Annotated in this window: 7 protein-coding genes and 1 pseudogene; all 8 read right to left on the bottom strand. The window is 66.2% G+C overall.

The features are described 5' to 3' along the window. Window positions 1–7 precede the first annotated feature (7 nt). The 8 genes and pseudogenes from BLEFHOIH_RS16825 to BLEFHOIH_RS16795 all read right to left on the bottom strand — a co-directional run bounded on the left by BLEFHOIH_RS16825 (window position 8) and on the right by BLEFHOIH_RS16795 (window position 11,907). Entirely contained in the window at window positions 8–568 is a 561-nt protein-coding gene (locus BLEFHOIH_RS16825; protein WP_088347185.1) for a flavin reductase family protein, read from the bottom strand. A gap of 28 nt (window positions 569–596) precedes the next feature. Next, complete coding sequence (locus tag BLEFHOIH_RS16820; RefSeq protein WP_088347184.1) at window positions 597–1,355, bottom strand: SDR family oxidoreductase; 759 nt, start codon at window positions 1,353–1,355, stop codon at window positions 597–599. 69 nt (window positions 1,356–1,424) lie between these two features. Continuing rightward, entirely contained in the window at window positions 1,425–2,579 is a 1,155-nt protein-coding gene (locus tag BLEFHOIH_RS16815; protein ID WP_088347183.1) for an MFS transporter, read from the bottom strand. Beyond that, entirely contained in the window at window positions 2,576–4,207 is a 1,632-nt protein-coding gene (locus tag BLEFHOIH_RS27315) for an alpha-D-glucose phosphate-specific phosphoglucomutase (protein ID WP_170937236.1), read from the bottom strand. The genes BLEFHOIH_RS16815 and BLEFHOIH_RS27315 overlap by 4 nt, the downstream gene beginning before the upstream one ends. A 126-nt stretch (window positions 4,208–4,333) precedes the next feature. Further along, a pseudogene (glgA, locus tag BLEFHOIH_RS27310) lies at window positions 4,334–5,755 on the bottom strand (glycogen synthase GlgA); the annotation flags it as partial. A gap of 3 nt (window positions 5,756–5,758) precedes the next feature. After that, the gene (glgC, locus tag BLEFHOIH_RS16805; protein ID WP_088347181.1) at window positions 5,759–7,033 is read right to left on the bottom strand and encodes a glucose-1-phosphate adenylyltransferase; all 1,275 of its coding nucleotides are present in this window, start codon (window positions 7,031–7,033) and stop codon (window positions 5,759–5,761) included. Between the two features lie 225 nt (window positions 7,034–7,258). Further along, window positions 7,259–9,448 carry a 1,4-alpha-glucan branching protein GlgB gene (gene glgB, locus BLEFHOIH_RS16800; protein ID WP_088347180.1) on the bottom strand — a complete coding sequence of 730 codons (2,190 nt, stop codon included), beginning with the start codon at window positions 9,446–9,448 and terminating at the stop codon, window positions 7,259–7,261. Continuing rightward, a complete protein-coding gene (locus BLEFHOIH_RS16795) occupies window positions 9,445–11,907 on the bottom strand; it encodes a glycogen/starch/alpha-glucan phosphorylase (protein ID WP_088347179.1) in 2,463 nt (820 codons plus the stop codon). The genes glgB and BLEFHOIH_RS16795 overlap by 4 nt, the downstream gene beginning before the upstream one ends.

Below are 11,907 nucleotides of genomic sequence, written 5' to 3'. Positions count from 1 at the left end.
ACCGACCCTACAGGTTCTGCGGCTTGAAACCGCTGCGCCAGCGCGTGGTGTTCTGCCCCGAGATCATGAACATGCCATCGCCGCGATAGTGGATGGTGCGGGGATATTTCGGCGCGGCGGGGACATGCGCCTTCACCACCTCCCAGACGAACAGGCTGTAGCTGTCGATCAGGCTGTCATCGGCGAGCTTGCATTCGTAATTGGCATAGCACTCTGCGATCAACGGGGCCTCGACCTTTTCCGACGCGAGCGCCGTCAGCCCGAACTCGGCGAATTTGTCGATGTCGCGGCCCGAGCTGTTGCCGATGCCGACGACCTTCGCGGCGAGTTCCACCTCGGGGATGTTGATGACGCAACTCCGGCTCTGCCGGATGAGGTCGAAGCTGTGGTTCTCACTCCAGATGTAGCAGCCGATCAGCGAGGGCTGGAAACCCATCACCATATGCCAGCCCATCGTCATGATGTTGGTCTTGCCGTTGAAGGCCGAGCTGACCAGCACGATAGGCCCGGGCTCGAGAAAGCGCCGGATCTGATCGACCGGAAAATCCTTCTTGGCATAGGCTTTCATCTGGCGTCCTTCGCTGAGAGGCGCCTGCTCAGCCGCGCCCCTCGAACGGCATGGTGGTCGCCTTGATCGTCATCGTCAGCACATTGGCCTCGAGCGGCAGGCTGGCCATGTAGCGGATCGCCGAGCCGCAATGGGCGACATCCATCACCGCTTCCGGCGCGATGGTGCCGTTGGCCTGCGGCACGCCCGCCTTCATCCGGCCGCCCATCGCCGTGTCGGCATTGCCGATATCGAGCTGGCCACAGGCGATGTTGAACGGCCGCCCGTCCAGCGCGATGCATTTGGTCAACCCGGTGACGGCATGCTTGGTTGCGGTGTAGGCGACGGAATTCGGCCGGGGCGTGTGCGCCGAGATCGAGCCGTTGTTGACGATGCGCCCGCCCTGCGGCGTTTGGCCCTTCATGATGCGGACGGCTTCCTGGGCGCACAGGAACGCGCCGGTCAGGTTGACGTCGACCACCGATTGCCATTGCGCGAGGGTCAGTTCCTCCATCGGCACGGCCGGCGCGCCCATGCCGGCATTGTTGAACAGGAAATCGAGCCGGCCGAATGCCGCCACGGTCTCGGCGAACAGGCGCTTGACCTCGTCCTGGCGGGTGACGTCGGCGACGATGGCGAGGAGCTTGCCGCCCTCCGCCTTGGCCTGCTGGACGGTCTTGTCCAGTTCTTCCTTGCGCCGCCCGGTGATGACGACATCCCAGCCATCGCCCTGCAGCGCCAGCGCCGCCGCCTGTCCGATCCCGGTGCCGCCGCCGGTGATCAGCGCGACCTTGTTCTGTGCAGCCATTTTCGTGTCCTTCCCTAGTGAACGCGTGTTTGTGCCATCATCGCGTCAATGCGGTCGACGCGCCAAGCCTCAATCCGCGGCGCGTCCGTCCACCGCGCCCGCGCCGGCGACGATGGCGAGGCCCGCCAGCGACAGCAGCCCGAGCGCGGTGGCAAGGCCGGTCAGCGACGCGACGCCGCCGATCAGCGGCGGCCCCATCAGCAGCCCGGCATAACCGACGCTCGCCACGGCGGCGACGCCCGCTCCCGGCGGCAGGCCGGGCAGGCGCGCGGCGGCGGAGAAGATCACGGGCACCACATTCGCCGCGCCAAGGCCGACGAGGGCAAAGCCCGCGGCGGCCAGCAGCGGATGCGGGATGGTCGCGGACGAGACCAGCCCGAGCGCGATCAGGATGCCGCCAGCGATCATCATGTTGCGCGCGCCAAAGCGGGAGATCAGCGAATCGCCGGCAAAACGGCAGGCGGCCATGACGATGGAGAATGCGGCATATCCGGTGGCGGCAAAGGCGGCGGACGATCCGGTATGTTCCGTCAGCAGCAGCGCGCTCCAATCCGCGACGGCGCCTTCGACGCCCATGGCGAGCAAGGCCAGGATGCCGAGGGTGAGCGCCGCCCGCCGTGGCCAGCCGAAATGTCCGGCGGAGCTTGCGACATGCACACCGGGCAGAAGATTGAGGACCGCCGGTATCAGGGCCAGCAGGCCGAAGGCAACGGCGACCGCTGCGCCGCCGCCATTGCCCCATCCGGCCCCGATCAGGCTGCCGCCGAGCGCCGCGCCCGCCAGACCGCCGAGGCTGAAAAAACCGTGGAACGAGGACATGGTCGGACGCCCCCGCGCTGCCTCGACGTCGCTGGCATGGGCGTTCATCGAGACGTCGAGCCCGCCATTGCAGGCGCCGAAAATGACCGCCGCCGCGAACAGCGCCAGCGTCGTCGGGGCGAGGATCGGCAGCGGCACGGCGACGGCGAAGGCGAAGGCCATGAAGGCCGCTGCGCGGCGCGTGCCGAAGCGGCCGATCCCGGCGGCGGCCAGCGGCATCGAGATCATCGCCGCGCCGCCCATGGCGAGCAGCACCCATCCCAGCATCCGCTCATCCAGCTCGAGCCGGGAGCGCACGATGGGAATATGCGCGGCCCACAGACCGACGCCCGCGCCGTTCATGAAGAAAATCGCCGATATCGCCCAGCGGGCGGCGTCGACGCGCCCGGTACTGACAAAACTCACGTGATGACTGACGGCGCGTTGCGGCCGGTGCGCTGTTTGATGCCCGCCAGAGTTTCGGCGGCGGCGATCAGCGAGGCGACGGCGGTTTGCGTTGGGACGTCGTGCTTGGACGGATCGGGCTCGTAGCGCTCGAGATAGACGCGCAGCGTCGCGCCCGCCGTCCCGGTGCCGGACAGGCGGAAGACGATGCGCGAGCCGTCCGCGAAGCCGATGCGCAGGCCCTGATGTTCGCTCAGCGATCCGTCGACCGGATCGTGATAGGCGAAATCATCGGCGCTGGTAATTTTTCCCGCCGCGGTCTCGGTGCCGGGCAGGCTTTTGAGGCGGGCGCCGAGATCGGCCATCAGCTTGGCGGCGGCGGCGGCGTCCACCTCTTCATAATCGTGGCGTGTGTAGAAATTGCGCCCGTAGAACTGCCAGTGCTCGGCGACGATATCGGCGACCGGCTGCTGGCGTTCTGCGAGAATGTTGAGCCAGAGCAGCACCGCCCACAGTCCATCCTTCTCGCGCACATGGTTGGAGCCGGTGCCCGCGCTCTCCTCGCCGCAGATGGTCGCCATGCCCGCGTCGAGCAGATTGCCGAAGAATTTCCAGCCCGTCGGCGTCTCGAAGATCGGGATGCCGAGGTTTTTGGCGACGCGGTCGACCGCCGCGCTCGTCGGCATGGAGCGCGCGATGCCGGCGAGGCCGTCCGCATAGCCGGGCGCGAGGCTGGCATTGGCCGCGAGCAGAGCGAGGCTGTCGGACGGCGTGACGAAGATGCCCTTGCCGATGATGAGATTGCGGTCGCCGTCGCCATCGGAGGCGGCGCCGAAATCGGGGCCGTCGGCGCTCATCAGCAGGTCGTAGAGGTCCTTGGCGTAGACGAGGTTGGGATCGGGATGATGGCCGCCGAAATCCGGGCTCGGCACGCCGTTGACGACCGTTCCCTCGGGCGCGCCGAGCGTTTCCTCCAGGATGGCGGTCGCATAGGGGCCGGTGACGGCGTGCATGGCGTCGAAGCGCATGGTGAAGCCGCTCTTGAACAGGTCGCGGATGGCGCCGAAGTCGAACAGCGTCTCCATCAGCTCCTGATAGTCGCTGACCGGATCGATGACTTCGATGTCGAGATCGCCGAGCCGCGTGCTGCCGGGCATCGAGAGATCGACATCGGCAGCGTCGAGAACGCGGTAGGCGTCGATGGACAGCGTGTTGGCGTAGATCGCGTCGGTGATCTTCTCGGACGCGGGGCCGCCATTGCCGGCATTGTATTTGATGCCGAAATCGCCGTCCGGGCCGCCGGGATTGTGGCTCGCCGACAGCACGATGCCGCCGAAAGCGCCGCGCTTGCGGATCACACAGGAGACGGCGGGCGTCGAGAACAGGCCGTCCTGGCCGACGATCACCCGGCCGACGCCGTTCGCCGCCGCCATCTTCAGGATGATCTGGATCGCCTCTTTATTGTAGTAGCGCCCGTCGCCGCCGACGACCAGCGTCTCGCCCTCGATGCCGGGAAGGGCGTTGAAGATCGACTGCACGAAATTCGCCACATAATGCGGCTGCTGGAACACCGGCACCTTCTTGCGCAGCCCCGAGGTGCCGGGCTTCTGCCCCTCGAAGGGTTTGGTCGGAACGGTCTTGATCGTCATCGTGGCCTCTCCCAGGGCGCGCGTCTGATTCGGGCCGGGCGTTGCGGCTTTGACCGGCTTGGCGCTTCTATTGGCAGTTTTCGGCGTCATTTGCGAGGCCGCCGCGCGGTCCTCGGCGATCTTGCGGTAGAGCGCGGCATAACTCTTGGCCGGCACCGACCAGTCGACCTTGCGCCCCATCGCATGGCGCTGCATCGCCTGCCAGGTGGGCCGGTCGGCGTAAACCGCAAAGGCCCGGTCGATGGCGGCTTGCAGATCGTCGCCATCGTCGGGCCGGAACTGGAAGCCGGTCGCGACGCCGTCGAGCAGCGCCGCCTGATTGGCGTCGATCACCGTATCGGCGAGCCCGCCGACTCGGGCGACGATGGGCAGCGTGCCGTAGCGCAGGCCGTAAAGCTGGGTCAGTCCGCAAGGCTCGAAGCGCGAGGGCACGATGATCGCATCCGCCCCCGCCTGGATCTTGTGCGACAGCGCCTCGTCATAGCCGAAGACCACCCCGATCCGCCCCGGATTTTTTCGCGCGGCGGCGAGGAACGCCTCCTCGAGCCCTTTGTCGCCGCTGCCAAGCACCGCGAGCTGACCGCCGCGCCAAAGAATATGCGGCAGCGCGCCGAGCAGCAGGTCGAGGCCCTTCTGGGCGGTCAGGCGGCTGATGACGCAGAACAGCGGCGCGTCCGGATCGGCATCGAGGCCGAAGCGCTGTTGCAGCGCGGCCTTGTCGGCGGCTTTCGCCTCGAGGGTCTTGGCACCGTAGGGCTTGGCAATATTGGGATCGGTCTCAGGGTTCCAGATCTCGGCGTCGATGCCGTTGGTGATGCCGGTGAGGACGCCCTGGCGCAGGCGCAGTACGCCGTCGAGCCCGGCGCCGAAGGCGGGCGTGCAGATCTCGCGCGCATAGGTGGGGCTGACGGTGCTGAGGCGGTCGGCATAGACGAGGCCGGCCTTCAGGAAGCTGATCTGGCCCCAATATTCGAAGCCATCCATAGCGAAGCCGGCGCGCGGCAGGCGCAGCGGGCGCAGCAGCTCGGCGGGGAAGACGCCCTGGAAAGCGAGATTGTGGATGGTGAGCAGCGTCCCCGGCCGCCCCGCCGCCGACCCAAGATAGATCGGCATCAGGCCCGCCTGCCAGTCATGGCCGTGGACGACATCGGGCCGCCAGCCCTCGATCAGCCCGAGGCCGATGCGGCTCGCCGCCCAGGACAAGGCGGCGAAGCGGAAATGATTGTCCGGCCAGTCCTTGCCGCTCTTGCCGAGATAGGGATTGCCGGGCCGGTCATAGAGATGCGGCGCGTCGAGGATCAAAAGCGGCGTCGCATTGCGCCCATAGGCCGTCTCGCGCAGCGTCGCCCGGCCGCCGAACAGATCGTCGAACTTGCCGACGATGTTCGTGCCGCCGAGCTGCGCCATGACGGCGGGATAGCCCGGCAGCAGCGTGCGCATCTCGGCGCCTTCCACCGCCAGCGCGCCCGGCAGCGCCCCGGCGACGTCGGCGAGGCCGCCGGTCTTGATCAGCGGAAAGAATTCCGAGGCGACCGAGAGCACGCGCATGGATCAGCTCTTCAGCCGGTCGATCATCGTCTGGGTGATAAGGCAGACGCCGCCCTCGCTGAGCCGGAAGCGGCGCGCATCCTCCACGGGATCCTCGCCGACGACCAGCCCTTCCGGAATGCGGACGCCGCGATCGATCACCACCTTCTTCAGCCGGGCATTGCGCCGGATTTCGACATAAGGCAGCGCCACCACCTGATCCAGCTCGCTGAAAGAGTGCGAATGCACGCCGGTGAACAGCAGCGATTGCGAGATCTTGCTGCCCGAAATGATGCAGCCGCCGGAGACCATCGAGCTGACCGCCATGCCGCGACGGGTCGCTTCGTCATGGATGAACTTGGCCGGCGGCGTGACTTCCGCATAGGTCCAGATCGGCCATTCGCGGTCGTAGAGATCGAGGGCGGGGGTGAAATCTGTGAGGTCGATATTGGCCTGCCAATAGGCGTCGATGGTGCCGACATCGCGCCAATAGGGCTCGTCGGAAAATTCTTCGCCGCTCCTGACGCAGGAGGCGGGGAAGCGGTGCGCGACGGCTTTGCCGTGCTTGACCAGGTAGGGGATGATGTTCTTGCCGAAATCGCGCTCGGAGGTCGGGTCGGCCGCATCGCGCCGGAGCGCGTCGAACAGGAAATTGGTCTGAAAGACATAGATGCCCATGCTGGCGAGCGCCATGTCCGGCTTGTCCGGCATCCCAGGCGGATCGGCTGGCTTTTCCAGGAACTGGATGATGCGGTCGTCCTGATCGACCTGCATGACGCCGAAGCCGCTGGCCTCAGCGCGCGGCACCTCCAGGCAGCCGACCGTGACGTCGGCGCCGGCATTGACGTGCTGCTGGAGCATCGGCTCGTAATCCATCTTGTAGACATGGTCGCCCGCCAGGATGACCATATATTCCGGGCCATAGGCATCGATGATGTCGATGTTCTGGAACACCGCATCGGCGGTGCCGGCATACCACTGGCTCTCGGACACCCGCTGCGAGGCGGGCAGGATGTCAAAACCTTCGTTGCGCTCTGGGCGGAAGAAATTCCAGCCGCGCTGGAGATGGCGGATCAGAGAATGCGCCTTGTATTGCGTCGCGACGCAGATGCGGCGGATGCCGGAATTCAGCGCATTGGAGAGAGCGAAGTCGATGATCCGGCTCTTGCCGCCGAAATAGACGGCGGGTTTGGCGCGTTTGTCGGTGAGCTCCAGAAGGCGCGCGCCGCGGCCACCCGCCAGCACATAAGCCATCGCGTTGCGCGATAGGTTCGATGCGACCCGCTCCGTCCTGCCCATCTTCTCCTCCTCCGGATTTGTCGTGTCCTCTGATCGTCGTTTACGCGTTACTGTTCATCGGCTTGCTAGCGCCCTGCGCTTCTGCCGACGCCCTCAATTCGTCGTCCCGGACGTCGCGCAGCGGCGAGCCGGGACCCAATGGCCGCCCCGCAAGCACTGCGGCAAGCGGTGATGCGAGTAGGCCCCGGCTCTGACGGCCGGGGCGACGGAAAAAGCGACCCGGCATCAGCCATTCTCCTCCAGGCGGAACCAGACAGTGGCTAGCGGCGGCAGCGTCATCCGGGCCGAGTAGGGGCGGCCGTGGCTCGCCACTTCCTCGGTCTCGATCATGCCGAGATTGCCCATGCCGGAGCCGCCGTAAATGTCCGCGTCGGTGTTCAGGATTTCGCGCCAGCGGCCCGAGGCGGGGAGGCCGAGGCGGTAGCCGGGGCGTGGCGTCGGGGTGAAATTTGAGACCACCAAAACCGGGGCGCGCCCGTCGCGGCTCTTGCGCAGCCATGCCAGGATCGAGGTGTCCGCGTCGCTGGCCTCCAGCCATTCGAAGCCGGCCGCGTCGCAATCGAGCTGGTGCAGTGCGGGCTCCTGCCGATAGAGCCGGTTCAGATCCTTGACCAGCATGCGCACGCCTTCGTGCGGCCGTTCGCCGAGCAGATGCCAGTCCAGCGACCGATCCGCATTCCACTCGCCGCGCTGGCCGAATTCCTGGCCCATGAACAAGAGCTTCTTGCCCGGATGCCCCCACATGAAGGCGTAATAGGCCCGCAAATTTGCGAATTTCTGCCAGTCATCACCGGGCATCCGCGTCAGGATGGTGCCCTTGCCGTGCACGACTTCGTCATGCGAGAGCGGCAGCACGAAATTTTCCGTGAAGGCGTAGAGCAGGCCAAAAGTCATCTGGTGGTGATGCCAGCGGCGATGCACGGGGTCCTTGCTCATGTAGACGAGCGTGTCGTGCATCCAGCCCATGTTCCACTTATAGCCGAAGCCCAGCCCGCCCGCCGATGTCGGCCGCGACACGCCCGGCCATGCGGTCGATTCCTCGGCCACCATCATGATGCTGTCATCGGCGCCATAGGTGAGTTCGTTGGTGCGCTTGAGGAAATCGATGGCTTCGAGATTTTCGCGGCCGCCATGGCGGTTGGGCAGCCACTCGCCGGCCTTGCGGGAATAGTCGAGATAGAGCATGGAGGCGACGGCATCGACCCGAAGGCCGTCCAGATGATAAATGTCCTGCCAGAACAACGCATTGGCGTGCAGATAGTTCGCCACTTCGGGACGGCCGTAATTGTAGATCAGCGTGTTCCAATCCTGATGGAACCCCTGGCGCGGGTCTTCGTGCTCGTAGAGCGCGGTGCCGTCGAAGCGGCCGAGGCCATGCTCGTCGGACGGGAAATGGCCGGGCACCCAGTCGAGCAAGACGCCGATTCCGGCCTGATGAAAGCGGTCGACGAAACGGGCGAAGGCGGCAGGGTCGCCGAAGCGGGAGGTCGGCGCGAACAGGCCGATGGGCTGATAGCCCCAGGAGCCGTCGAAGGGGAACTCGGTGATCGGCAAGAGCTCGATATGGGTGAAGCCGAGTTCCTGGACGTAAGGAATGAGCTGGTCGGCGATCTCGTCATAGGAGAGGAAGCGGTTGCCCTCGCCCCGCCGCCAGGAGCCGAGATGCACTTCGTAGATCGAGATCGGCGCGTCGATGGATTGCCGCGCGCGGCGGGATGCGCGCCAATCGCCGTCGCTCCATTCGAAACGGTCGACGCGGCGCACCACGGAGGCATTTTTCGGACGCAGCTCGCCGCCGAAGCCGAACGGGTCGGCCTTCAGCGGCAGCAGGCTGCCGTCCGCGCCAAGAATTTCATATTTGTAGACCGTGCGCTCGCCGCGGCCGGGCAGGAAAATCTCCCAGATGCCGACGCCCGGATGCAGGCGCATCTGGTGGCGGCGGCCATCCCACTGGTTGAAATCGCCGACCACGGAGACCCGCCGCGCTCCCGGCGCCCAGACCGCGAAATGGGTGCCCGCGATGCCCTGATGCTCGATGAGATGCGCGCCGAGCCGTTCCCAGAGCCGCCGGTGACTTCCCTCCCCGAAGAGATGCGTGTCGAGTTCGCCGATCAGCGGGCCGAAGCGGTAGGGGTCCTCCAGGTCCCACTGATCGCCGTGGCGGCGGGCGCGGAGGCGGTAGTCCGCAACGTCCGCGACGACGCCCGAATAGAAGCCGGCGGGATCGATGCGCTCAAGCTGACCAAGCGCTTCGCCGTCGCGGCCGATGACGGTCAGCGCTTCCGCGTCGGGCTGGAAGGCGCGGATGGCAAGGCCGCCGTCCACACGATGCGGCCCGAGCACGGCGAAGGGATCGCGGCAGGCGCCTCTGACGACGGCTTCGATGGCCTCTCTGGCTGGTTCGCCGCTGCTCATCGCGCGGCCTCGCCTGCGTCGCGGGTCGGGATGCCCCAGATATCGCTGGCATAGCCGCGAATGGTCCGGTCGGAGGAGAACCAGCCGGCATGGGCGGTGTTCAGGATTGCCTTCCTGACCCATGTCGCCGGATCGGCGTAGACACGATCCACATCGCCCTGCGCGGCGGCGTAGGCGTCGAAATCCGCCGTCACGAGGAAGTAATCGCGCTGGATCAAGCCTTCGATCAGCCCGTGATAGCGGCCGGGCTCGCCCGGCGAGAAGGCGCCCTCAGCGATGGCATCGAAGGTCTTGCGCAGGGCCGGGGAGGCGGCAATCGCCTTTGCCGGATCAAAACCTTCGCGTGTCGCCAGCACCTCGTCCGCCGTCAGACCGAAGATGAAGATGTTCTCCGCGCCGACATGCTCCCGGATCTCGACATTGGCGCCGTCGAGCGTGCCGATGGTCAGCGCGCCGTTCAGCGCCAGCTTCATGTTGCCGGTGCCGGACGCTTCCATGCCTGCCGTCGAAATCTGCTCGGACAGGTCGGCGGCCGGGATGATCTTCTCTGCCAGCGAGACGCGGTAATCCGGCAGGAAGACGATCTTCAGCCGGTCGCCGATGACGGGATCGGCGTTGATGACTCGCGCCGCGTCGTTGATGAGCCGGATGATCGTTTTCGCCGTGTGATAGGACGCCGCCGCCTTACCGCCGAAAATTTTCACGCGCGGCTGCCAGTCCTTGGACGGCTCGGCGCGGATCGCGTGGTAATGCGCGATGGCTTCCAGGACGTTGAGCAATTGCCGCTTATATTCGTGGATGCGTTTGATCTGCACATCGAACAGCGCGCCCGCATCGACTTTTAGCCCGATCTCCGCCTCGATCACGTGGGCGAGCACGTGTTTGTTCGCCTGTTTGACCGCTGCATAGCGCTCGCGAAACGCTGCGTCATCGGCCATCGGCGCCAGCGCTTCGAGCTGGCCGAGATCGCCGATCCAGCGGTCGCCGATCGCCTCCGTCACCAGCGCGGCGAGGCCGGGATTGGACTCCAGCAGCCAGCGACGGGGCGTGATACCGTTGGTCTCGTTGACGATGCGGTCGGGAAACAGCCGGTGCTGGGCGCTGAACACGGTCTGCTTCATCAGCTTGGTGTGCAGCGCCGATACGCCGTTCACCCGATGCGCGCCGAGAAAGGCGAGATTGCCCATGCGCACGCGCTGCGTCCTGTCGTCGATCAGCGCCACCTGGGCGGCGATCTCATCCCGGATGCCCTGCCCCACCAGCGCCGCCATCTCGTCCTCGTGGATCAGCCTGACGATCTGCATGTGGCGCGGCAGAAGCCGCTCCATCAGCGCGACCGGCCAGCTTTCCAGCGCTTCCGGCAGGAGCGTGTGGTTCGTGTAGGCGATGCAGCCTTGCGTCAGCCGCCATGCCTCGCCCCAGGCCATGCCGTGCCCGTCGACCAGCAGCCGCATCAGTTCCGGCACGGCGAGCGCCGGATGGGTGTCGTTGAGCTGGATCGCGGCCTTGTCCGGCAGGGAGGCAAGGTCGCCATATTGGTCGATATGGCGGCGAAGCAAATCCTGCAGCGAGGCCGAGGTGAAGAAATATTCCTGCTTCAGCCTGAGTTCCTGGCCGATGGGCGTGGAATCATCGGGATAGAGCACGCGCGAAATGCTCTCGGCCTTGGTCTGCTCGGCGAAGGCATCGACATAGTCGCCGCGATTGAAGGCGTCGAGCCGCATCAGCTCGGGCGAGCGCGCCGACCACAGCCGCAGCGTATTCACCCGCCGTCCCTGCCAGCCCGCAATCGGCGTATCGAAGGCAACGGCGATGACGCGCTCGGCCGGGTGCCACCACGCGCGTCGGCTGGCATTCTCGCCGGCCGGCTGGGCAACCGCGCCGCCGAAGCCGATCTCATAGGCGACTTCCGGCCGCTCGAATTGCCAGGGATTGCCGAACGAGAGCCAGTTTTCCGGCATCTCGATCTGGCGGCCCTCGTCGAAGACCTGCCGGAACAGCCCGTGATCGTAGCGGATGCCATAGCCGAAGCCGGCGATGCCGACCGAGCCCATGCTCTCCAGAAAACACGCCGCCAGCCGCCCGAGCCCGCCATTGCCGAGCGCGGCGTCCGGCTCCAATTCCTTGAGCGCGTCGAGCGACTGGCCGAGTTCGCCGAGGGCTTTTTCGCAAATCTCCCGCAGGCCGAGATTGGCGAGACTGTCGATCAGCAGGCGGCCGATCAGGAATTCCATCGAGAGGTAATAGACCCGCTTCTCCGCGCCTGCATAGATCTGCCGGGTGCTGTCCATCCAGCGCGTCACCAACTGGTCGCGCACGGCGAGCGAGGTCGCGATCAGCCAGTCGCGCGGGCTGGCATGGGCCGGATCCTTGCCCACGGCGAAGACCAGCTTCGCCAGGATCTCGTCCTTGAAGCCCTGCGGATCGATGGCGGGAATGGGCAGCGGCAATGACGTCAT

It is taken from the genome of Rhodomicrobium sp. R_RK_3 (genome assembly GCF_002198715.1).
Lineage (GTDB): Bacteria > Pseudomonadota > Alphaproteobacteria > Rhizobiales > Rhodomicrobiaceae > R-RK-3.
This window is presented reverse-complemented; position numbering and strand designations above follow the sequence as displayed.